20 protein-coding genes and 1 CRISPR repeat array are annotated in these 23,551 nt (G+C 53.9%); of the genes, 8 read left to right on the top strand and 12 right to left on the bottom strand.

Annotation, left to right across the window (positions count from 1 at the left end; all coding sequences use genetic code 11):
- Positions 1–38: 38 nt before the first annotated feature.
- From aat to DG357_RS07740, 4 genes are all read left to right on the top strand, one after another.
- Positions 39–743 carry a leucyl/phenylalanyl-tRNA--protein transferase gene (gene aat / locus DG357_RS07755; RefSeq protein ID WP_041910636.1) on the top strand — a complete coding sequence of 235 codons (705 nt, stop codon included), beginning with the start codon at positions 39–41 and terminating at the stop codon, positions 741–743.
- 284 nt (positions 744–1,027) lie between these two features.
- Positions 1,028–1,246, top strand: a complete 219-nt coding sequence (gene infA, locus DG357_RS07750; protein ID WP_002211347.1) for a translation initiation factor IF-1 — start codon at positions 1,028–1,030, stop codon at positions 1,244–1,246.
- A 617-nt stretch (positions 1,247–1,863) separates the two neighbouring features.
- Positions 1,864–2,307, top strand: a complete 444-nt coding sequence (gene parS, locus DG357_RS07745; protein WP_045261776.1) for a type II RES/Xre toxin-antitoxin system antitoxin — start codon at positions 1,864–1,866, stop codon at positions 2,305–2,307.
- Positions 2,304–2,777, top strand: coding sequence for an RES family NAD+ phosphorylase (locus DG357_RS07740; protein WP_088204937.1), 474 nt, complete (start codon positions 2,304–2,306; stop codon positions 2,775–2,777). The genes parS and DG357_RS07740 overlap by 4 nt, the downstream gene beginning before the upstream one ends.
- Positions 2,778–2,799: 22 nt before the next feature.
- On the opposite strand, the gene cas6f is transcribed toward DG357_RS07740, so the two are convergent.
- From cas6f to DG357_RS07705, 7 genes are all read right to left on the bottom strand, one after another.
- Positions 2,800–3,354, bottom strand: a complete 555-nt coding sequence (cas6f, locus tag DG357_RS07735) for a type I-F CRISPR-associated endoribonuclease Cas6/Csy4 (RefSeq protein ID WP_088204936.1) — start codon at positions 3,352–3,354, stop codon at positions 2,800–2,802.
- A 9-nt stretch (positions 3,355–3,363) separates the two neighbouring features.
- Positions 3,364–4,362: a type I-F CRISPR-associated protein Csy3 gene (csy3, locus tag DG357_RS07730; protein ID WP_045261779.1), complete on the bottom strand. Its 999-nt coding sequence runs from the start codon at positions 4,360–4,362 to the stop codon at positions 3,364–3,366.
- A 13-nt stretch (positions 4,363–4,375) separates the two neighbouring features.
- Complete coding sequence (gene csy2, locus DG357_RS07725; RefSeq protein WP_088204935.1) at positions 4,376–5,311, bottom strand: type I-F CRISPR-associated protein Csy2; 936 nt, start codon at positions 5,309–5,311, stop codon at positions 4,376–4,378.
- Positions 5,308–6,618, bottom strand: a complete 1,311-nt coding sequence (gene csy1, locus DG357_RS07720) for a type I-F CRISPR-associated protein Csy1 (protein WP_088204934.1) — start codon at positions 6,616–6,618, stop codon at positions 5,308–5,310. Before csy1 ends, csy2 begins: the two co-directional genes overlap by 4 nt.
- 16 nt (positions 6,619–6,634) lie before the next feature.
- Positions 6,635–9,868, bottom strand: coding sequence for a type I-F CRISPR-associated helicase Cas3f (gene cas3f, locus DG357_RS07715; RefSeq protein WP_088204933.1), 3,234 nt, complete (start codon positions 9,866–9,868; stop codon positions 6,635–6,637).
- Entirely contained in the window at positions 9,865–10,848 is a 984-nt protein-coding gene (cas1f, locus tag DG357_RS07710) for a type I-F CRISPR-associated endonuclease Cas1f (RefSeq protein WP_088204932.1), read from the bottom strand. The genes cas3f and cas1f overlap by 4 nt, the downstream gene beginning before the upstream one ends.
- 331 nt (positions 10,849–11,179) lie before the next feature.
- Positions 11,180–11,689: direct repeats of the CRISPR family, unit length 28 nt; unit sequence TTTCTAAGCTGCCTGTACGGCAGTGAAC.
- Between the two features lie 176 nt (positions 11,690–11,865).
- Complete coding sequence (locus tag DG357_RS07705; RefSeq protein ID WP_088204931.1) at positions 11,866–12,303, bottom strand: hypothetical protein; 438 nt, start codon at positions 12,301–12,303, stop codon at positions 11,866–11,868.
- Between the two features lie 663 nt (positions 12,304–12,966).
- Between DG357_RS07705 and DG357_RS07700 the strand changes: the two genes are divergently transcribed.
- Positions 12,967–13,668, top strand: a complete 702-nt coding sequence (locus DG357_RS07700) for a hypothetical protein (protein WP_088204930.1) — start codon at positions 12,967–12,969, stop codon at positions 13,666–13,668.
- A 233-nt stretch (positions 13,669–13,901) separates the two neighbouring features.
- Entirely contained in the window at positions 13,902–14,381 is a 480-nt protein-coding gene (locus tag DG357_RS07690) for an Hcp family type VI secretion system effector (RefSeq protein ID WP_088204928.1), read from the top strand.
- 102 nt (positions 14,382–14,483) lie between these two features.
- Here DG357_RS07690 and clpA read toward each other — a convergent pair whose 3' ends face one another.
- Together clpA and clpS are read right to left on the bottom strand one after the other, a co-directional pair.
- Positions 14,484–16,763 (bottom strand): ATP-dependent Clp protease ATP-binding subunit ClpA, encoded by a 2,280-nt coding sequence (gene clpA, locus DG357_RS07685; protein WP_028012550.1) that lies wholly within the window; start codon positions 16,761–16,763, stop codon positions 14,484–14,486.
- Between the two features lie 27 nt (positions 16,764–16,790).
- A complete protein-coding gene (gene clpS / locus DG357_RS07680; RefSeq protein ID WP_006174393.1) occupies positions 16,791–17,111 on the bottom strand; it encodes an ATP-dependent Clp protease adapter ClpS in 321 nt (106 codons plus the stop codon).
- 267 nt (positions 17,112–17,378) lie between these two features.
- Between clpS and cspD the strand changes: the two genes are divergently transcribed.
- Positions 17,379–17,600 carry a cold shock-like protein CspD gene (cspD, locus tag DG357_RS07675; RefSeq protein WP_006809408.1) on the top strand — a complete coding sequence of 74 codons (222 nt, stop codon included), beginning with the start codon at positions 17,379–17,381 and terminating at the stop codon, positions 17,598–17,600.
- Positions 17,601–17,670: 70 nt separating this feature from the next.
- Here the strand turns inward: cspD and macB are convergent, their stop codons facing one another.
- On the bottom strand, positions 17,671–19,611 hold the full coding sequence (gene macB / locus DG357_RS07670) for a macrolide ABC transporter ATP-binding protein/permease MacB (RefSeq protein ID WP_048999361.1): 1,941 nt from the start codon (positions 19,609–19,611) through the stop codon (positions 17,671–17,673).
- Positions 19,608–20,723, bottom strand: a complete 1,116-nt coding sequence (macA, locus tag DG357_RS07665; protein ID WP_041910641.1) for a macrolide transporter subunit MacA — start codon at positions 20,721–20,723, stop codon at positions 19,608–19,610. The genes macB and macA overlap by 4 nt, the downstream gene beginning before the upstream one ends.
- 159 nt (positions 20,724–20,882) lie before the next feature.
- Between macA and DG357_RS07660 the strand changes: the two genes are divergently transcribed.
- On the top strand, positions 20,883–21,839 hold the full coding sequence (locus tag DG357_RS07660) for a VirK/YbjX family protein (RefSeq protein WP_045630014.1): 957 nt from the start codon (positions 20,883–20,885) through the stop codon (positions 21,837–21,839).
- On the opposite strand, the gene DG357_RS07655 is transcribed toward DG357_RS07660, so the two are convergent.
- Entirely contained in the window at positions 21,836–23,494 is a 1,659-nt protein-coding gene (locus DG357_RS07655) for an ATP-dependent endonuclease (RefSeq protein WP_088204927.1), read from the bottom strand. The genes DG357_RS07660 and DG357_RS07655 overlap by 4 nt on opposite strands.
- Positions 23,495–23,551: the final 57 nt, after the last annotated feature.

Genomic DNA, 23,551 nt, shown 5'->3' with positions numbered 1-23,551 from the left:
TTGTAGCGTCCTCACTCGCGTACTGGAGTTTTGCCGTCATGCGCCTGGTCCAGCTTTCTCGTCATAACATTGCGTTCCCTTCGCCGGAGGGAGCGCTGCGTGAGCCCAACGGGCTGCTGGCCCTTGGCGGTGACCTTAGCCCTGCGCGGCTATTAATGGCCTACCAGCGCGGCATCTTCCCGTGGTTTTCTCCCGGCGACCCGATTTTATGGTGGTCTCCCGACCCGCGCGCCGTGCTGTGGCCAGCGCAGTTCCATCTGAGCCGCAGCATGAAGCGTTTCCATGCTAAATCCCCGTATCGCGTCACGCTGAATCACGCCTTTGGGCAGGTGATCGAAGGCTGTGCCGAAGATCGCCATGAAGGGACGTGGATCACCCGCGATATCGTCAACGCTTACCACCAGCTCCATGAGCTTGGCTACGCCCACTCCATTGAGGTCTGGGAAAAGGGGGAACTGGTTGGCGGCATGTACGGCGTGGCGCAAGGGACGCTGTTTTGCGGCGAATCGATGTTCTCCCGTGCGGTTAACGCCTCGAAAACCGCGCTGCTGGTCTTCTGCGAGGCCTTTGCCCAGCGCGGCGGACGCCTGATCGATTGTCAGGTGCTGAACGAGCACACGGCCTCTCTCGGTGCAGTTGACATCCCGCGACGACAGTATATCGAGCATCTTGACGCCTGCCGTCAGGAGAAGCTCCCACGCGACTTCTGGATCCCCAGAACGCTCTTTATGCCCAATGCTTAAATGTTTTCCGCATATTTTTTGTGAGGGTGTTATAATTATGCCGCAGAGTAGCTTCTGCCTGTTGCCCCGCCGCCGTTTGGGACCCTCGCTTCAGATAACGTCCTGACGTTTATCCTGTCGTCTCCCCTTTACGAATGCGCTTCCTGTTCGGTTGTACCGTGACGCTTGGGCAATGCGCCGAAACTGTTTTGCTGCGTTTTAATCGCGCAATTCTTTACTTAATTGATGAATTTCGGCATTATCTTGTCGGTTCAAAACTTGGTAGTGATACCCCAGAGGATTAGATGGCCAAAGAAGACAATATTGAAATGCAGGGTACCGTACTTGATACGTTGCCTAATACCATGTTTCGCGTAGAGCTGGAAAACGGTCACGTGGTAACTGCGCACATCTCCGGTAAAATGCGCAAAAACTACATCCGCATTTTGACGGGCGACAAAGTGACTGTTGAACTGACCCCGTACGACCTGAGCAAAGGCCGCATTGTCTTCCGTAGTCGCTAATTTTTTCGCCTGTAATGGCAGATGAATATATAAAAGGTCGGGTTAATCCCGGCCTTATTTTTTAGTGGTGCTGTTGATTATTTGAACTATTATTTAGCCGTTCGTTCCAGCTTCAGGGCTGTCTGTTCGACAGTGCACGGTGCGACGACTGTTAGGCCTTATTTTCTATTTTGCTGAGCTGCGTGTGGCAGTGCACTACTCCCGGTACTGTCGGTTAATTCGATTGAATTTCTAAGCTGTCTGTACGGCAGTGCACCGTCTCGATCGGGGAAATCGTCGCTCTCGTTAATTTCTAAGCTGCCTGTACGGCAGTGCACGTAGGACGGGGATAACCCCGCCATTTTCATATTTTCTAAGCTGCCTGTACGGCAGTGCACTGAAATAATATCTCCACACCCTACTGATTTGCATACAAAAAAAGCTAAAAAACCTTCTCTGACCCTCTTTTTTATCCACCAAAAATACTCATTTAAAATTAATGAATTACACAACCGTTAAAAATTAGGGTCAAAACATCGTTCTTCTCATAAACCACCCAGCACAAAAAATCCCCATTCCACTCCATATGACAAATGGCTATACTTAACCATGACAAATGACATTAATCAGGAGGTAATATGAGAACCTGGATCCCCGCCAAGAAACCTGCTGATAACGCACTTTGGCGCTATGCCGGTTTACCCGCGAACAGAGGTATGCGGCTGATAGAATTTCTCAACCAGGGATTGCCCGTCAGCGTGCTCGACAATATTCATGAATGGACGGCCATGTCGAAAGCGGACATTTTGCGCGTTACCGGGATTAACGAACGTAACGTGGCCCGCCGCAAAAGCGCGGGACGGACGCTGACGCCGGATGAGAGCGAACGCGTAGCCCGTTTTGTTCGGGTGCTGGATGCGGCCGTCGACTATTTTGGCAGTAAAGAAGAAGCATGGAACTGGCTTCAGTCGCCGGTGCGCGGGCTTGGCAATGTTGCGCCTGTTGACCTGATCGCTACGGAAACCGGTGCACTGGAAGTCACCGATTTGATTGGTCGTCTGGAACACGGAGTGTTTGCATGATTTTTTATCGGCTGGTGACGGGACGCTATGCCAGCGAAGCGTGGAGTGGAAGCGGCGCAAATCAGTACGGTGGTCGCTGGAATCATAAAGGGCATCCCGCCGTATATGTGTCCACGTCCATCTCGCTGGCCTCACTGGAGATTTTGGTGCACATCAGAAAAGATACCGTGTTGAATCAGTACCAGCTTTTCAGCATTGATATCCCGGATGACCAGATTGATTACCTGGATAAAGCCTGGCTCCCCGAGGACTGGCAGGAAAATCCGGCACCGGTATCGACGATGGATCTGGGAACCGGGTGGTTGCAGGCTAGCAGTGCCCTCGCGCTTATCCTACCTTCCTGCATCATACCCTATGAAAACAACGCCATCCTTAACCCCTTACATCCGGCATTCCATACGGCGCTCAGTTCTGTTCAGCAGATGCCCTTTATTTTTGATACCCGTCTCGCAGAAAAAACCGCACCCTGAACGCTGATGCGGCTGTGTTTCCTCAGAACCAGGGAACTGTCGCTGTCGCGCTCATCCCGTAGGTTGAAAAGCGTCCATCCACGGGTTCGGGAAGCAACTCACCATGACGAATAAAAAGCCTGAAAGACTGACCTGTAGAGAGGCTACGTAAATTAAGCCAGGGCAAATCAGTCCGCGCCTCTTCCATTTTTAATAGGCGCTGCTGCGCCTCTTCCTCAGTGATCCATCCTTTTTTTACCGAACGGCGCATAAGCCGCTGCGCGCTGCTTTTCACCTGCACACGGGACACGCATCGCCATTGCTTTACCTCTGGAACGGGTTGTATCGCCGTGCACAGGCAGTAATCGCTTAGTCCCTTTCGCCATGCCAGGGAGTCGAGCTCGCTTAACGCCTGTTGCGAACCGTGCAGGCGTAACATCGCGCCGGGCTTTATGCCATGTGCAGGGAAGCTGATACCAATATCCCCCAGCCCCCGTTGGCCCAGCGCACGATGCAGTTTAGCCATCAGCGCGGCCATCAGCATCTCCTCGCTGAACTCCGGGTCGGGCAGGACGCGGATCTCTAGATAGTGATCCATAACCACTCCTTACTCGCCCTTCTCACCGAAGACGCCGCCGCGGATCAGCACGGCCATCACATAATGCTGCTGTTCAACGTCAGGCTTTTGGCCCTTCGTCACCCAGTTGTCCAGCAAGGTATAGAAGTCCATTTTCTCTTTCGGCTGACGACAAGCCACACCGCGACTGGTGACTGAGCCGTACGGCTCAACGGCAATAGCGCCCAGCGCATCTACCTGAGGGTGCCAGGTATCGATAGTTCGAATGGCATTACCGATTTTCTGCGAATGCATGCCCGCTACGCTGTCTACCTGATACAACAGGCGGCTCTTGCTGCTGTTGCTGTCCAGCACCAGCTCCTGCGACGGGAAGATCTCCTGTCCGGCACCGAGTAGCACCTGCGCTTCGACGTTCAACAGCACAAAACCTTCGCCGCTAAGCCCTTTTTCGATTTCCTGGGCCAGTGCGTTTAGGCTCTCGTCGCTGGCAGAAAAATCTCGCAGCGCATAACTGTACGCATCAAACGTCCATGACTTACTGCCCGTCACGGTCACGATAATTTTTTCTGCACCGACGCGGTTACGCCATAAAAAACGTCCGTTCGCCAGGTTAGTTGCGTAGCGGCGCGCCAGTTCTGCAAAACCGTGTTCACTGATATAGCCGTCGATAACCTGCTGAAGTTCATCCTGATAGGCGCGATCGTTACACACTGATGGCGTCGACAGGTTACCCAGCACACGCAGGGTAAACTTCACCTTCAGGGTGTCTGCATCGGCAGGTAGCGCCGCCACATCCACACGCTGCAGGTTCGCTTTCTGGATCTCGGCATCCAGTTTAGCCGGATCGTTGGTCAGGGCATTTTTCAGGCGGTTCGAAATCGTACCGCGGACCGCTTTTTCCTGTATACGGATCGGTTGCCACTGCTTGCCCTGCCAGCTTCCGGAATACATCACCGCATCCGAGGTTGCCAGCTTACGTTCAAATGCCAGTACGGATGCCGTTTTAACGGCCGTTGGAGCCTTTGCCATAGATAAGTCCTTTTTAATTAAGATGTTCAGTTGTCACTGGCGCGCCCGCGCCCTGACAGTAATAGCCCGTTTCCGTCGTGCGATAACGCCAGAAAATCTCGTCCAGTGACCGAATACGGTGCAGACCGCACCACTCGCCCACGCCATACACGGCTTCCGTAAACGTGAAGGGCGTTTCCGCATCGCGCGCGTTTGCCACGACGCCGGGGGCATAGAGTTCAGAGATACGCTGGTAGCCGGTCATTAATGGCACCAGATAACCGGAATTGGGTTTGGGAACAACATGCCAGTTGGCCGGTTCACCTTCGCGTATGTTGCCGTCTTCCGGCGTTTCGGCCTGTATTTTTAGCGCAGCAAAATCCAGCCAGGCGTCAAGCAGCGTGGCGTTAGGATCGTTCTCAAGAAGCATTTGATGATGTTCGCCCAGCCAGCTACTTCGGTCGCGTAAAGCAAAGCCCGGCATCAGTTGCCACTGTAATCGGCCCATCTCCTGAGCGCTGGCAGGCATCGCCATAACGGAAATATTCTGGATATCCACGATGATTCCTCCGGCCAGCCGGAGCGTAGGGCACACCTGAGACAGAAACTCGGCCAGGTCGCGCTGCCCGTATTCACCGTTGGGGATTTCCCCGTGACACTCGAGCAGCAGCGAAACCGTCATATGCATGCGCCCCTCTTCGTTAAAGGAGGCCGTTTTCGCGTCCCGTGTAAGCGGATTGCGGGTCAGGGCAAACTGATAATCGCGGCCAGACGTGTGAGCATGGATCTGTTGTTCGTGGCTGACCACGGCACAGCCATCAATGCGCAGCCCGTGCGTTTCGGTCAACCTGCGCGACAGCGCATGGGCAAATCCCAGGAAATGGGTAATGGCGGGGAAACCGTAAGTCAGGCCAGCAATCGCGTTGGCGTTTTCGACGCTGATACGGCGAAGCAGGATCAAGGAACTCATTTCAGCGCCTCCCGGATAATTTTTTCCATCTCACGCAGGTTACTGCGTAAACGCTCACGGGTTTGCCATTCACGCTGTTCCACATACCCCAGGTCCTTCAACACCTTGCTCAGACGCGCGTTAAGCCACAGGGCAAAATCTGTCGCGACGCTAACCTGCCAGTCGTCTTTATCCCGCTCGAGCCGAAAAGCCTCATCGGTTTTGGTGCGCCAGGGATCGAGCCAGAGTTGTTGATGAGTGACTAATCGTTCGCACGAGAGCGTCCAGTTTTGCCACGTATCACGCTGTAGTTCTGACGCCACCACAAACAGCAGGTCGATAAGCGCATCAATGTATTCATCACGCGCTTCGCGAATACGGACGTTGGTGTAATCACCGGTTCTGGCCAGTAAAGACACAAGCAGTTGAACAGTGCTGTTTGCACGTCGATCAAACTGACCACCTGAAGTGAAAATAGAACGTAACGTCGTCGGCGGCTTGTCTGCTTTTTTCCACTGCGGCGGCTGACAGGAAAGCAGCCAGATACGCCCGCCGCGGACGCTGTTGAGATAGGAAATGTTTTGCGGTTTGGTGCCACCAAAGTGTATTTCCGCTGAATGCGGGAAAAGCGTCAGCGGAGTGGGATGCCAGGTTTTCTCCCGGCGCGCTTTCCAGATGGCTTTAACATCGTCGCCAAAACGGAAGGCAATCATTTTCTGATGCATGGCATGAACAAGCGAGGTGGCATATAACGGGCTCAGCAGATGGTAATTTTCACCTACCGGGAAATAGCCCTGTTTAGCCAGCTTGTGTGAAGCGGGCTCTCCGGGCGTTAAGGCACGGGAAAATCCCACAATCCATTCATCCAGTTGGTTTGCGTCATCGGTAAAAGCGGCCAGTGCAGCGCGATCGCCACGTTTCAGGCTTGCCAGAAGGGAGTCACCGCCTTCAACCCGCGTTTGCAGTAATTTCGCGACGTCCAGCGCCGCGGCGTTTCCCACGGCATCCGGTTCCAGACCTGACAACGCAGCGGTGCTGAGATAGCCTTCCAGCGCCACTGCCTCGCTGTAGATACTGCTACTTTTTGAATCCCCGTGGGTAAATTTCGCCGCATGGGTCACGAGGTTAATTTGTCCGGCTCGCTTCGCTGCATCCGTCAGCCAGGCTTTCGGTTCATAGCGAAGCTCCAGATCCCGGCGTTCTGCCGCAAGCGTTGCGCTATCTGTATCGCTGCGCTTTGCGGCCTCTTTATCAAATGCTTCCAGCTTTGTTTGCCGTCGTCCGGCAATATACTCAGCAATGAAAGCGCTTAGTGCTTCAACTGACATACTCGCTCCTGGCACCTTATCGATATTCCCTGAACACACCCAACACCGGGTGATACAGCCATTGCTCTGTCTCCTCCTCCCTGCTGATTCTCAATGTGATTTCGCCATACCGTCGCGATACCGCGGCCAGCTCCATCTGTCTTGTCTCGGCCAGCGCCTGTAATACCTCGCCATAATCAATCGCCATCCACGGCTCTACGCCGTGAGCCATCGATAAGGTCTTCTCGCAAAACCGTCCCGCAGGCTTTAACACCCCGTTTTCCTGCATCAGGCAAAACTCAGGTTGCTCACCTTCGTCTTTCATGCTTAAAAAGAAAGTGTCCTGCGGCGACGAGCGGCGAAACGGCGTCCGCCGTTGCAACTCACCGTTCCACGTCAGCGGCAGCCGCCACCACGACGCGGCAACCGCATCTGACCGTTCGCCGCCATCCAACAATGCGGCTCGCAACCGGGCATGCTCCAGCGCCGCCAGCGCATTGCCGGGCAGGTTTTCAACGATGCGCGGGATCGCATTCAGCGTGCGATAGCCCTCTTCGCTGAGTAGCTCATGGAGATCGTGGTGAGGCAGAAGATGATGTTCAGTTTCAAAACCGGGCCGGCAGTAGGCGATCTTTTCTCCGCGAAGCGCACGAACGTTGCGTTCCAGGATCACAAGGTTTTCGCTCTCAGGCACGATCTGACGATGCCGCTGAATACGCCCCGCAAACTGAATAAGTGAACGCATCGAACTCGGCTCGATAATCCCCCAGTCGGCATCAAAATCGCGCCCGACTTCCAGAACGGATGTGCCGAGCACGACAAAGAGATGATGCTGTTCCGGTGACGTCAGCGCCTGCTTAACGTCAGGCAACTGCCAGACCTGCTGCGGTTTGTGCCGCGCGAACGCGGCATCGAGTCGTTTTTCAATCGCCGCACGCACAGCCAGCGGGTGCTGGCTGTGGTACACGCAATAATGAATGCGGTAATTCTCCGGAGAAGGTAATGCCATCAGCGCCTGCGCGACGGCAACCAGCGGGTTGATGTTCGCCATCCTCACCAGACCAAACGACACGGTTTTGCCGCTTTTGTGCGTGCTGCGATGATCGTCGTGCAGCGCGATCATGTGCTGGTGCAACGTCTGTGCCAGCACGGAGACAACGTCGTCATTACGGCAAGACTGCGGTACTACTGCGGCCAATTTCCCCAGACGAAGCCGGAGCTGGTCTGGCAGACGTTTAATCCGCTGCCTGACAAAATCGTCATGCGCCTGACGAAACTGGGCATCTTCGGCCACATCCTGCGACTGCGCGCCGTATTCATCAAACCAGGCGCAACAGATAGTCGTCGGTCTGTCCGACTGACCGCACGCCGCCTGCCAGGCTTTGCGCCCTTCCCGATAGGCTTCAAACAGCGCTTCCGTTAATGCAGGGGGCAGCGTTGCGGAGGAGAGCAACACGCGAGAGCCGAGCATGCCCGCCCAGTTCACCAGCCGACAAAGGGCGTGCAAATCATCAACGTCAAAATCATCAGGCTCGTCAAGCACCAGGTCGCTGGTCAGCAGGCGCAGCATGGCGGGGACCTGCCTGCCGCCGCGCACGCCTTCCGTGGCAGGCATCAGGTGATCGATGGTTGTCACCAGCACCGGGGCACTGACCAGACGGTTTAGCGCCGGTTCTTTCGCCAGCCATTGCTGCGCGATCCCGCTGCTGGTCGCCCCTTCATAATGCACGTAATGATGGCTGGCGAAGAACGCTTCGTCGCTGGCGCTACTGATATCTTCGGTATCATTGCCCTGATACAACTCCTTCACGGCTGCAGCACCGGTCACCACGGCCAGCGTGTCGTCATCCAGCCCCAGGCGCGACTGCAAAGCCAGCCCCGTTTGCAGCGTCAGCGTGCGTAACCCCAGCGCCACGCTGAAACGACATCCCGCCTGCTCATCTGCCAGCGCGTACATAATTCGGGCATTGGCAAAGGTTTTACCGCATCCGGTCGAGGCCATATTGATGCCGAAGAAGCCCTGCTCTGCACTTTTCTCGCGCAGGGAAGAGGCGACATCCCAGGCCTTGTTCTGCCAGTCAAAACGCTCTTCTTTCGCCCTTTCCCGAAACGTTTTATGCCGGGCGATGGCGGGCAATGAACGGCGCAACGCAGGAAGAGAACGCCCCATCAATAGCGCCTGATGCGCGACACCGACATTGTGCTCATCCAGCTTTTGCTTGAGTTCCCCGGTCCCTCGATAGCTGTTAGCCCACGCCTGAAAGTCATCATCCTGCCATCCGGCATAAGCCGGTTGTGAGGAGTAAACGTGATCGGCCAGCATCAGCGACAGGCGGGCAAGATGGAGGGTAAAGAGATTATCCAGCGATCCCGCATGAAGCAGTGCGGGCAGGTTCCGGATGCGTTTACCAATTTGCCGGGCCTTCTCGCGCCAGGTTTTACTTTTTAGCGGCGTGTCGTGGGGGAATTTCCAGACATTTTTAAAATCACGCGCTTTCCACTGATGTTTTTCGGTAGATTTATGATTAAGCGCGTTCCAGTCCGCATTTAGCTGCCGCTCAAGCCAGCCTTCGCTGTACAGTAACGAGGAATTTGCCGGGTACGGTTGAGGTAAACGGTGGTGCGATAGCATTAGCCACGCCACCACCCTCGCTAACGGGGGCAATTTTTCGAACGGGCTATTGCTCCACTCTGCGCTGTCCATCTTCAGCGCTTTCAGCATGGCTTTTTCGTCAGCGGCCTTAAGCTGCGTTAACGATGCCAGCCACTGTTCATCACTACGCTCTCCTACAAACGCCTCGAACAGACGAACCGAAATCCACTCGTGGCGGTACGGCTGACAAACGTGCTGACTTTCCCCCTTGAGCGTCTGCTGGAAGCACATCCCCGCTTTACCAAAATCATGAAACAGCCCGGCGATCGCCGCCAGCAAGGCGATGCTTTCCGCGCTTTGCCAGCGGTGTTCACCGTCGTTGCGAATAACTTGTAGCGTCGTGCGATTCGTTGGCACGCGCCCCTGTGCGTTAAAGCGACGCATGTTTCCGACTATCCACAGCAGTTCGGTTTGACCGTTTTTTTTCAGCCAGTGGCAGGCCACGGCGGTGTTACGACGGGCCGTTTTACGCAGCAGCTTGCGCAGCGTGACGACGCCTTCCATCGTAACCGTCGTCTGCCACGCCGCGTCACCCGTGCGCTCAGCAAACTGATCGATAATCCGGCAGCTTTGCTCGCGCGCACGTTTGGTACATCGGGAGATAATCAGCACATTCATTTTGCGACGCCCGCCAGCGCTTGCGAGGTGTCCTGCAAGGTAGTGATCATCACATCCAGCGCATCAGACTGTTGAAACGCGTTGATGCAGCGCTGACGAAACTGTTGATTATCCTCACCCTCCATCGCCGCAATAAAGGCCTGCGGCATAACGAGGGCGTCTTTGATTAAATCGGCAATATCAAAAACCAGCCCGCCGCGTCGGGTTTTTCCGTGCATGACGGCCAGACCATGAGGAATGCCCGTCACCCAGGCCGCGACAGCCGCCAGCCCGTAGGCCAGATAGTTGCCCTGATCGAGAAAACGGTTCGCCATATCCGCCCCGCCACCGCGTTTGGCGCGGGTAAAGCTGCCATAGCCCACCGTCTGGCTGGTCAGTTTGTAGAGCGATTTTGTAAGCTGCGCTTCCTGGAGCATCAGCGAGGTGTGATCCTGTGCGTTTTCCATGCCCGTTCTGGCCCGCTCCAGAGTAGCCTCCAGTACGACCTTATCAGGCTGAAAAGGCGTTTCTCGCTGTATTCGCAGCCTCTCCCACTGTTTTTCAATTTGCTGTAAACGGATAAATTGAAAACGCTTTGCTGCCTGCAGACGTTTTTCTTCATCAAACCAGAATGAGACCCAGTTTTGTAAATATGCGGTCGGACGGTATTCGCTTTGCGGGCTGAGCCATGAGACATCGATATCCACCTCGTTCGCAGAATAAAGCGGCGTGCCATCCGTTCCGCAAAAGCCGACCATCACCCCAGCCCGGGCAAACTCCCGCATTGCCATTTGCGTAACGGATGTTCCCATTCCCAGCATCACTGCCGTGGTATTCGCGATGGGAATATTCCAGTAAAAAGACTCTTTTCCTTCCTGGGTGACATATTCAACACGCCCACCATTCACCTGGATGCGGCATTTCTCCAGGTAATAAATGTTGGCGCGTTTAGAATGCAGGATGGTTTTTAAATCTGTTGGGGTAACGCTGTTTGCAGGCATAGCAACGGCTTTTATTTCAAGATATTGAATGCGGGTATGTTATCGGAGATGAGAGAAATACAAATGTGATATATATCAAATGAATGGAAATTTCTGTGATAACTAAACAAAAACACATTATTTTTTAAAAGTATTATTTTTACAAATAATATATACACGGAAATATAATTAACCCCTGAATGGGATTTTTATTTAATCTGCAAATGGAAAGCGTGTGGATGATGGTATTTCGTTTTTAAATAGACGAGGTGAATATTTGTGAGGGATGGGTTTACTTGTACTGTCTGTGGGACAGTAACGCCATTTCCACGGCATTAAAGCCCAGAGGGGCTTTCAAAGCTGCCTGTACGGCAGTGAACGCGAACACTTCCAAAACTGCTGGCAATCTCAGCTTTCTAAGCTGCCTGTACGGCAGTGAACATTGGTATCAGTCAGGCGGCGACGCAGGAGGCTTTCTAAGCTGCCTGTACGGCAGTGAACACACTTAGGATGGTCGCTATCTGGCTCAATCTTTTCTAAGCTGCCTGTACGGCAGTGAACACACTTAGGATGGTCGCTATCTGGCTCAATCTTTTCTAAGCTGCCTGTACGGCAGTGAACATTCGGCATTACAGAGCAACAGGCTTACGCACTTTTCTAAGCTGCCTGAACGGCAGTGAACTTCGGCCTGTCTGATACCGCCGTAAACGCAATTTTCTAAGCTGCCTGTACGGCAGTGAACGTGATCCAGATACCGATGCTGCTGCTGCTTTCTTTCTAAGCTGCCTGTACGGCAGTGAACAACGCCGGGGCTGGTGGGCGTGAATTCAATGCTTTCTAAGCTGCCTGTACGGCAGTGAACTGAAAGGAAACCCCGCCATCTTATTGTTAGAAAAGAAAATAATCAACTTTCCCGCATAAAACCCTTTTTTCTGGTACGTAAATTCGCATCATATAAATCAATACTTTACATTATCATCAAAAAAAAGGGTCTAGCCAGTGGCCTCAGGAGCCTACCCCGGACGTCACAAACTACATTCAGGAAATAATGTGAACTACCGTTTCTGCACGTTGAGGCGCAACGACATCTGCGGCCATAGAATGCGTGATGTCATGGAGCAGTCCTGTAAGATGCGGCAGCATGTCGCGGTCAAAATGCGACACCAGCAGCACATGATTCAACGCCCGGCAGTAGTCACATTTCGTTTCGGTATCTTCCAGCAGCCACTCTTTTTGTCGCGGTTGTTCCGCCTCGTCCTCAAATTCCACTATCTGAAAATCACGCATGGATTCCGTGAGGCCGGTTTTAACCTCTTCCAGATATGCCCCGAGGCAACGGCATACGGGCTGCGTTTGCGGGAGTGATTTGCAGTCGAGCAGGATTTCAGTGAGCAGTTCGCAGCGCTCAGCCAGGGTGGGGAGATCGGGGTTTAGGGAGAGTTCGCTGTAAAACTGAGAAAAATTGTTATGTTCCATTTGTTCATGACTCCGTGTGAAATGGTGTTATCTCCACCCGAACGCCAACTCAGGTGGCAGACTGAACCGGTTTGGCGTACCGACCCACACGGGAAAATCGGCGCTTCAAAAGAAGCCCCGGTTCAGCCCACCATAATTGAGTCTGCGGATTATATCGCTAGCTTTCAAAAGTGTGAACGAACCTGATGATAGTTGACGTATCAACATCATTTCTCGTGTGTAATCAGGACGCCAATCCCGGCACCTGATTTTGCAGGTGCGCCGCTATTTTATTACTGTGGATTTATCCAGCAACTGACTTCGAAAGAAACTGGAAAGTGCCTCGCAAAATTCCTCTGCAGCCACATGCTCTCCCCCCTCTCCTACAACAAAGGACGTCCAAAAAGAACAAATAATAATGTAATTTAAGTGAGAGAGGTGCAGGACGGGTTGGAATGCGTGATTACTTCTTCGGACGCACTTTGAAATCGGAAAATAAGCCAATCAAAATAATAAACAACTGATAATCCAGTTTTATATTCACCACATTAATTATCTAAACCCATTCATCCATCAAGATGATAAAGAGTAATTTTTTCCCTATTTAACAAAAGTGAGAGCATGATCACTTGATCAAATCTTTTCGTATAAGAAGATAAACGCATTAAACTAAAGGAATATATTATGTATTATAGCGAAGAAATCATTAGAAAAATTGGAACCGATAAAGAGCTAGCTGTGCGATTAGATAAAGCGTTAGCTGGAGTTAAAGAGGGGGTCGTAGATTATTTAAATGGTCTGGAGGATGGCGTAACACGATTACTTTATTATACCTCTTGTCTTACAGACAATTATCAAGATGTGTGTAATAAACTAATATCTGAGGATAAAAGATTTTTGTTTTCTCTGTATGAACTGATAAAGCATCGGGATGTTATATTCCGGATGATAAAAATATACATTGAAACACTTCTAAAAAATAAGAGTGAAGTAGAAAAAAAATCAATCCTTGAGAAATTAACACCCTTTACAACACACTACTCTATAAAATACATTTCAAAAAATGGTTTAATATATACTGTGACATCTTATATATGCTACGGGAATAAGATGAGTTTAGTAGTTCAAGATGCATTAATGAAAAAAATTGGTAGCAGAGTCGGATGGGTGGTGGGAGGCGCAAATATTTATGGCATTGTTCAACGTGCTGCTGAAAGTGCAAATAATCTAAAATATTTTTGTCCATTATTTTATAATGCTTTATATAGAGAGGGATTAGAAATGCTGTATTTCTTGATCGAACCGATTATCCTGAAAGCAGGATATCTGAATATTAGCTTAGCCTCGAATGAGGAAATTACCCAAGCATTAAAGAGAATGATGTGATAATGTTTAATTTGATAAATGAATTTCTTTGGCGTTGTGTTAAGCGTTTATTTACCAGTATTAAAGATGATTGCATTAATGATCTTATAGGTTGGGGGATTATTTTTTTTATTATAATGATCTCCATTTTCGTTTCGGCTCTAGTAAATAATAACAAGGTTTCATTTATAATTATCGTCTCTATAGTAGTGACTATATTTTCATTAGTGCTTTTTTGTAAAGGAAAAAAATGAATGTCTATACCAGCACATATGTGGCTTACTGATGAAAATAACTCACCTATAACAGGTGAATGTTTAATGCCTACACGATTGGGTTCCACAGAACTTAAATCGTTCAATCATTCTGTATGGATTCCAACAGATTATAACACTGGAAAACTTACTGGAACACGCCTACATGTTCCAATTACATTTGAAAAAGAGATAGATCGCCTCACCCCCTATTTATTCAGGGCGGTATGTCAGGGTAGAACATTTAAAAAAGCTTTAATTAAAATGTACAGAATTAATGAAGCAGGAATAGAAGTAGAATACTTTAATATAAAATTGGAAAACGTAAAGATTACAAGAATTTCTCCAATTCTATTTCCAATAGGAGTCGCAAGTAAGCATATGGAAGAAATTGAAATTCGCTATGAATCAATAGAATGGATTTACTGTGATGGGAACATAATGTTCAAAGACTCATGGAATGAAAGAGCAGTAGCATAAAAAAGGACTCCAAAGAGTCCTTTTTCTGATATGCCCATACGTCTCTTACTTGCAAACACAAAAACGGCAACCGAAGTTGCCGTTTTGCTTTTACCTTTCAACTCAGTGAGCCGCTTCCGGCTTGTGCTTCGCCGCACTCTGGAAATCGTACGTCAGCTCGTTCTTCGCCTGATCCAGCGCCACGGTCACCTGACCGCCGTCCACCAGCGAGCCAAACAGAAGCTCGTTCGCCAGCGGTTTCTTCAGGTTGTCCTGAATCACGCGCGCCATCGGACGGGCCCCCATCGCGCGGTCGTAGCCTTTCTCGGCCAGCCAGTTGCGGGCCTCCTGGCTCACTTCCAGCGAGACGCCTTTCTGATCCAGCTGAACCTGCAGCTCGACGATGAACTTGTCTACGACCTGATGGATCACCTCGGTAGACAGGTGATCGAACCAGATAATGTTGTCCAGACGGTTACGGAACTCCGGCGTGAAGATCTTCTTGATCTCCTCCATCGCATCGGTGCTGTTATCCTGGTGGATCAGGCCGATGGATTTGCGCTCGGTTTCACGTACCCCGGCGTTAGTGGTCATCACCAGCACCACGTTGCGGAAGTCCGCCTTGCGCCCGTTGTTATCGGTCAGCGTCCCGTTGTCCATCACCTGCAACAGGATGTTGAACACGTCCGGGTGCGCTTTCTCGATTTCATCGAGCAGCAGGACCGCGTGCGGATGCTTGATCACCGCGTCGGTAAGCAGGCCGCCCTGGTCAAAGCCCACGTAGCCCGGAGGCGCACCAATCAAACGGCTGACGGTGTGACGCTCCATATACTCGGACATATCAAAGCGCAGCAGCTCGATGCCCAGCGCTTTGGAAAGCTGAACCGTCACCTCGGTTTTCCCCACGCCGGTCGGGCCGGCAAACAGGAAGGAACCAACGGGCTTGTGGTCATGCCCCAGGCCGGCACGGGCCATCTTGATCGCTTCGGTTAAGGCCTCAATGGCTTTATCCTGACCAAAGACCAGCATTTTCAGGCGATTGCCGAGGGTGCGCAGCGTATCGCGGTCGCTCTGAGAGACGCTTTTCTCAGGGATACGCGCGATGCGGGCGACCACGGACTCGATATCCGCCACGTTCACGGTTTTCTTACGCTTGCTGGCCGGCATCAGGCGCGCACGCGCCCCGGCCTCATCAATCACGTCAATCGCCTTATCCGGCAGGTGACGGTCGTTGATGTATTTCACCGCCAGCTCCACCGCCGCACGCACCGCTTTCGCGGTGTAACGCACGTCGTGGTGCGCTTCGTACTTGGTTTTCAGGCCGTTGATGATCTGCACCGTTTCGTCAACCGACGGCTCGGTGACGTCGATTTTCTGGAAACGACGCGCCAGCGCGCGATCTTTCTCAAAAATGTTGCTGAACTCCTGGTACGTCGTGGAGCCCATCACGCGGATCTTGCCGCTTGAAAGCAGCGGTTTGATCAGGTTTGCCGCATCCACCTGGCCACCGGAGGCCGCACCTGCGCCGATGATGGTGTGGATCTCATCGATAAACAGGATGCTGTTGGTGTCCTGCTCCAGCTGTTTCAACAGCGCCTTGAAGCGTTTTTCAAAATCACCGCGGTATTTAGTGCCCGCCAGCAGCGAGCCAATATCCAGCGAGTAGATGGTGCAGTCGGCAATCACTTCCGGCACGTCGCCCTGCACAATGCGCCAGGCAAGACCTTCGGCAATCGCCGTTTTACCCACGCCTGACTCGCCCACCAGTAGCGGGTTGTTCTTGCGGCGACGGCACAGCACCTGAATCGCGCGCTCCAGCTCTTTATCGCGGCCAATCAGCGGGTCGATGCCGCCAACGCGAGCAAGCTGATTAAGGTTGGTGGTGAAGTTTTCCATACGATCCTCCCCGCCTGCTTGCTCTTCATTGTTATTGACCTGATTGCTGGAATCCGATGCCTGGTTAGGCTCGTCTTTGCGCGTTCCGTGAGAAATAAAGTTAACCACGTCGAGGCGGCTGACTTCGTGTTTGCGCAGCAGATAGGCAGCCTGTGACTCCTGCTCGCTGAAGATGGCGACTAAGACGTTTGCGCCAGTCACTTCGCTACGTCCGGAAGACTGGACGTGGAATACCGCGCGCTGCAGCACGCGCTGGAAGCTGAGCGTCGGCTGCGTGTCGCGCTCCTCTTCACTGGCTGGCAGCACCGGTGTGGTTTGTTCGATGAAGGCTTCGAGTTCCTGACGTAGCGCCACCAGATCCACGGAGCAGGCTTCCAGCGCTTCGCGGGCAGATGGGTTGCTAAGCAGTGCGAGCAGTAAATGCTCGACGGTCATAAACTCATGTCGGTGCTCACGCGCTCTGGCGAAAGCCATGTTTAAACTGAGTTCCAGTTCTTGATTGAGCATAGGCACCTCCCCCAATTTTATGCCTTATCAGGCCTTTTCCAGCGTACACAGCAACGGATGCTCGTTCTCCCTCGCATAGTCGTTCACCATCGCCACTTTGGTTTCCGCCACTTCGGCGGTAAAAATGCCGCAGATAGCTTTGCCACGATAATGAACGGTAAGCATCAGTTGCGTTGCACGTTCTACATCATAAGAAAAGAACTTTTGTAGCACGTCAATAACAAATTCCATCGGCGTGTAATCATCGTTCATTAACATAACTTTATACATAGATGGCGGTTTTAGCGCGTCGCGCACTTTATCTTCCGCCAGCTGGTCAAAATCCAGCCAGTCGTTGGTCTTACCCATTTTGCATAACCACTTTGAATCTACCTCAGATGTTAGATAACAATCATCTATTACTGTCATCCGCGATGTCTGTCACAAACTGTTGCAATAGCGTTAACTGCTTCAAACTTTGGTTGATTATTGTCCCAACTCCAGCGCCAAACGCTTGACGACGTCTTTCGTTTATCTAAATTGTACAAGCGTGAGATGGCGAGGTTTTGAACAGCCCCCACTCCACCACCGGTTCATTCCATCTTAATTTATAAGATTTACGAAGGATGTCGAAGCATGGAAATGGGTACTGTTAAGTGGTTCAACAACGCCAAGGGGTTTGGCTTCATCTGCCCCGAAGGCGGCGGCGAAGATATCTTCGCTCACTATTCCACCATTCAGATGGATGGTTACAGGACGCTCAAAGCCGGGCAGTCCGTCCGGTTCGATGTACACCAGGGACCAAAAGGCAATCATGCAAGCCTAATCGTACCCGTTGAAGCAGAAACGGTTGCATAGCTCTCTGTTTTATTGTGTACATCACGCAGTCAAAATGCCAGCCCGATCGGCTGGCATTTTTATTTTCGGGTTATTCCCGAGCCAGCGCGTCCACCGGATCCAACCGCGCCGCGTTGCGCGCAGGCAGCCAGCCAAACAAAATCCCGGTAAAGGTGGAACACAAAAACGCGGTGAGTATCGCCATCGGCGAGAAGCCAATCTCCCAGCCGGGTAAAAAAAGCTGGAGCGCAAAGGCAATCATCATCGAGAGCGCAATGCCCATCGCGCCGCCCACCAGGCATACCAGCACCGCTTCAATTAAAAACTGCTGAAGCACGTCGCTGGCCCTGGCCCCGACCGCCATGCGGATGCCAATCTCCCGGGTGCGTTCAGTTACCGACACCAGCATGATATTCATCACCCCGATACCGCCAACAACCAGCGAGATCACCGCCACCAGCGTCAGGAACAACTGAAGAGTACGTGTGGTCTTTTCCGCCGTTTTCAAGAGGCCGTCCATATTCCAGGTGAAGAAATCCTTCTTCCCATGGCGCAACGTTAACAGCCGTTCCAGCTGCTGTTCCGCCAGCGCGCTGTCGTAGCCCTCCTTCACGCGCACGGTGATGGAGTTAAGCCACGACTGGCCCATAATCCGCCCGGAGATGGTGGTATACGGCAGCCAGACGCGTAGGATCTTGCTGCTGCCGAACATCGACTGCTTCTCTTCCGCCACGCCAATGACCGTGGCAGGCATGTTGCCGACGAGGATCACTTCGCCCACCACGTTCGCTTTATTGGGGAAAAGCTGCCTGCGCGAGTTGGCGTCCAGCACCACCACCTGCGCCCTCCCCGCCAGCTGTTCGGCGTTGAAGGTGGCGCCTTCGCTGAAGGTCATGCCGTAGACGTTGAAGTAGTCGCCGCTCACGCCGTTGGCGCTGGCCGCCACGTCGATGTTGCCGTAGCGCAGACGCAGGTTTTGCGAGACCGCAGGCGTGGCGGAGTTCACCCACGGTTGCTTCTGAATCGCCGCCAGATCGTCATACTTGAGCGCCTGCTGATACTGCGGCTCGTCGTCGCCGAAGTCTTTGCCGGGATAAACGTCAATGGTGTTGGTCCCGATGGCGCGGATATCCGCCAGCACCAGTTGCTTGGCCGCGTCGCCCACCACCACAATCGACACCACCGAGGCAATACCGATAATGATGCCGAGCATGGTCAGCAGGGTGCGCATTTTGTTGGCCGCCATCGCCAGCCAGGCCATGGTCAGCGCTTCACGAAAGCCGCTGGAGAACTGCGCCCAGCCGGTCGACGCAGGCAGCGCTTCCTTCGGTGCCGCCGCGCGGGACTCACGCGGCGGCGGGTTGCTCACCAGCTCGCCGTCGTGGATCTCTATAATCCGTTCGGCCTGCGCCGCTACCTGCGGATCGTGGGTAACGATAATCACCGTGTGGCCCTGATCGCGCAGCTGGTGCAGGATCGCCATCACCTCTTCGCCGGAGCGGCTGTCGAGCGCCCCGGTCGGTTCATCCGCGAGGATCACCTGCCCGCCGTTCATCAGGGCGCGGGCAATACTCACGCGCTGCTGCTGGCCGCCGGACAGCTGCGACGGCTGGTACTCCACCCGCTCCGCCAGCCCCAGACGCGTTAACAGCGCCTTCGCGCGCTCAAGGCGTTTCTTCCGCTCAACGCCCGCATACACCGCGGGAACCTCCACGTTCTGCGCCGCGCTCAGGTGAGAGAGCAAGTGGTAACGCTGGAAGATAAAGCCAAAGTGTTCCCGGCGCAGCTTCGCCAGCGCGTCGCCGTCCAGCGTCGAGACGTCCGTCCCGGCCACGCGGTACGTACCGCTGGTGGGTTTATCCAGACAGCCGAGAATGTTCATCAGCGTCGATTTACCGGAGCCCGATGCGCCTACAATCGCCACCATCTCGCCCGCTTCGACGCGCAGGGAGATGCCCTTCAGCACCTCCACCGGGCCGTCGCCGGACGGATAGCTGCGACGAATGTCCTTCAGCTCAAGCAGCGCGGTCATTTAGCGGCTCCGGGCAGGCTTTCGCTGACAACAACCTCCTCGCCCTCTTCCAGCCCTTTCTCCACCACCACGTCGGTGTCGTTGCGCGCGCCAATCACCACCTCGCGCTCGCGCGTTTCACCGTTGCGCAGCACTTTCACCTTGTAGCGATTGTCCCCGGCGGATTCACCCAGCGCGGAGAGCGGAACGGTCAGCACGTTCTTCACGCCGGTCAGTTGGATGTGCACCTGCGCGGTCATGTCCAGGCGCAGCACGCCCTTCGGGTTTGGCACTTCAAAACGCGCATAGTAGAAAATGGCGTCGTTAACCTTTTCCGGCGTCGGCAGAATGTCTTTCAGCACGCCTTCGTAGCGGGTCTGCGGATCGCCGAGTACGGTAAACCAGGCATTCTGCCCCGGCTTAAGATGGATCACGTCCGCCTCGGAGACCTGGGCCTTCACCAGCATGGTGCTCATGTCCGCCAGCGTCAGAATGTTTGGCGCCTGCTGGGCGGCAATCACCGTCTGGCCCTGCAGCGTGGTAATTTGCGTCACTTCCCCGGCCATCGGCGCGACGATTTTTGTGTAATCAAGATTGGTTTTCGCCGTATCCAGCGAGGCCTGGTTACGCTTGATTTGCGCGTCGATCGTGCCAATCTGCGCCTGTTTCACCGCCAGTTCAGTCGCGGCGGTGTCTAAATCCTGTTTCGAGATAGCCTGGGTTTTCGCCAGCGCCTGCTGGCGCGTCAGCGTCACCTGCGCCAGGTTACGCTCTGCCTGCGCCTGCGCACGCTGCGCGCGCAGTTCCATCAGCGTCGCTTCCACTTCGCGGATCTGGTTCTCAGCCTGCTCGGGATCGATAACGCCAAGCAGCTGGCCTTTTTTCACCTTGTCGCCAATCTCTACCGACAGCGTTTTCAGCTGGCCGCTGACCTGAGCGCCGACGTCAACTTTGCGCAGCGCATCAAGTTTGCCCGTCGCAAGGACATTTTGCTGCAGTTCACCCGGACGAACGATCAGCGTCTGGTACTGCGGCACAGGCGCGTTAAGCACCTGCCATAACCAGAATCCACCGGCTACAATCACCAGCGCCAGCAGCAGAAACAGCGTTCTGCGTTTTCCCTTGAGGTTCATAAATATTCCAAATAAATGTTCTGGCAATAATAAACGTTGATTCTATCTAAACGACTCCTTAACGAAACCCCTGTTCTCCGAAATCACCCTAATTTGTTTACAAGACGTTGATATTTCCCCTGCTGAAATAGCGGTATTCCAAAAGACTCAGGATTTATCATGTCTTCTATCGTCGATACACCTCTTCCAAACCTGACGCAGCCGACATCCGGCTGGCAGCTCTTCAAAAATCTGGCGTTCGGCAAGATCGCGCCCGGCCTTGCATGGCAGAACCCCGCCTATCGCCGTAAGTTCATGCTGCGTTCTCTGGCGACGCCCGTGAGCACCTCTCGCCTGTTAACAAACCTCGCTAAGCAGCCGCGTTTGATGCAGATGCTGCAGGTGCAGCCCGGTCTGCCGTGTCGGCTTCATCGTCCCTGGCTGACGGTGAAGATGGATCGCCAGCACGCGCTGGAATCCCTGAACTGGCATTATCAGGCCATGAGCCGCCAGCTCCCGGCCACGCTCCTGAAGGGCTATCTTTCGACGCAGGGGACTACACTGCTGACCTTAACCGGGAAAGATGAACAGCAATTTACCGTCCGCCTGTGTGCCGATGCGTTCCTGGATAAAGAGGGAGAGGCCACCCTCACCTTCTGCGACGTTCAGAATACGGTGCTGGCGGAGCTAACCTTTACGCTCTGCCAGTTTGAAGGAAAATCGACGCTGTTCATCGGCGGTTTGCAGGGCGCGAAAGCGCATGTTCCCCATGAGCTGATCCAGAAAGCGACGAAGGCCTGCCACGGTCTGTTCCCGAAACGCCTGCTGGTTGAAGCCGCCATGACGTTCGGCGCCGCATTCCCGGTCGCGCAGATTGTTGCCGTCAGTAATGCCACCCATATTTATCGCAGCTGGCGCTACCGCAAGAAAAAAGAGGGAAAACTGCTGGCCGATTACGACGGCTTCTGGAGTTCCCTCGGTGGGGAAAAACAGGAGAGCGGCCACTTTATGCTGCCGCTTGCCATGCCGCGTAAACCCGTAGAAGAGATCGCGAGCAAAAAACGCGCCGAATACCGTCGCCGCTACGCGCTGCTGGATAGCCTGATTCAGCAGGTGAAACAGGCGACCGAACGTTAATCCGCCCTTCCGCGTGCCAGCCACAGCACGCGGGAGAACATTTTCCGCAGCAGGGTCGGAACCGCCTCTACGCCCCGCCTTCCCGCTTCCGTCGCCACTTCAATGGCTAAGTCCGGTTTCGACGAACGGTGAATAGCTTTGGCGATCACGCGCCGCATGTTCATCGGGACGTCGACCGGCACCATCGCAATGCGGTGGAATACGTCGTCAAAGCCCTGACGGTACATAAAATGCTCCATGTCCATCGCGGGCAGCATCGTTAAATGGTCCCGTTCTTCTTCCCGCTCGTTGTTCAGCAGGCTGCGCACGGTTGAGGCATATTTTTTCCCCGCCTCGTCGCCGTCCACCAGCACATGCCATTCAATTCCCATTCGGCGGGCAAATTTGATCAGCGGCTTGAGTCCCGACTGGGCGAATTCAATCACCTTGATGCCTTCCGCATCAAAATGGTGGCCGCACTGGCGCGCCAGTTCGTTGATGACCCAGGTCTCCGTTTCCCCTTCCACCAGCAGCCAGCAGCGGGCGAAGAGCGACGAGGCGCGATTAAAGCGTATATGAAACGCGATTCGCCGCCCGTCTTCGGCGTTCATCCCGCCGGGTCCGAGGCGGTATGCGGATACGCGGGAGGACTCGCGCACCAGACGGCAGATGTGCTCCACCGGCGTCAGCGATAGCAGCTCACCGGAGTTGGTGGTGGTAATCCGCTGGAGCGGCAACAGATTCAGCAGGTGCCACGCCACGGAGAGCATGATGGGGTGCAGTCGCGTTTCCGGATCTTCCACCAGCAGCAGCGGGCGGGCATCCCGGTCAAGACGCACGGTGCCCTTCGCCTGCAGAAGCGTTGAAAACAGCCCCAGCAAAATCACCCGATGGGTACGCCCGCCGGGCCGGTCGATCATCCGGTTGATGATGTCGAGATAGCGCCAGCTGCGCTGTTCATCATGAGAACGGCGGCGCATCAAACGATGGCGCGACTCCGAGGTGCCCTGCTCGGAAAAATAGTGCTCCAGCAGTTGCACCATCGCCGACAGCCCCTGACGAATTTGACCATCGGTGAGGTTTTGCGGACGCGACACCAGCTCTCGCGCCAGGAAATCCAGCTCGCGGGCGGTGACTTCCACCTCCGGCATATTCGGTACGGTGCCGTTACGAATACGGCGCATAAAGCGCGCATCGCGCAGGCGTAACACCGGCGTCAGGCGGATAAGGTGACGCGCCAGATCGTCGATATTCTCCAGCGGAATCGGGTTGGCTTTCTCATCGAGGAATTCACGCAGGGTCAGTACCCCCTCGTTTTCCGCCATCTCACCTTCCAGCCGATAGAAAATCCGGTGGAAACCGTCGTCGCAGGGCACCCAGCAGGGCGACAGCGGGCGGAAGCGACGCACGCGGTGACGGCCGGGTTCAGATTCACGGAACGTCAGGATGATATGCAGGTGCTTCTCGCGGCCCGCGATATCGCCGGGCGGGAACCAGAAATCATCGTGGGCGAAGTGATACAGCTTGTCTTCGGGTGAAAGCAGCAGCGTCAGCGCATCCAGCAGGCTGGACTTACCCCACGCGTTCTCGCCGATCAGGACGTTGTTCTGCTCCAGCTGCAGCGACAGGCGGTTAATACCGCGAAACCCGACAATTTCCACACGTTCGAGAAGCATAAATCCCCCGCGAAATGATCACTTTTTCCTTTAAGTTATCAGCAGTATAGCGGCAGG

This window comes from Enterobacter bugandensis (assembly GCF_900324475.1).
In the GTDB taxonomy this organism is placed as follows: domain Bacteria; phylum Pseudomonadota; class Gammaproteobacteria; order Enterobacterales; family Enterobacteriaceae; genus Enterobacter; species Enterobacter bugandensis.
The sequence above is the reverse complement of the archived record's forward strand: the minus strand, read 5'-3'. Positions and strand labels throughout refer to the sequence as shown.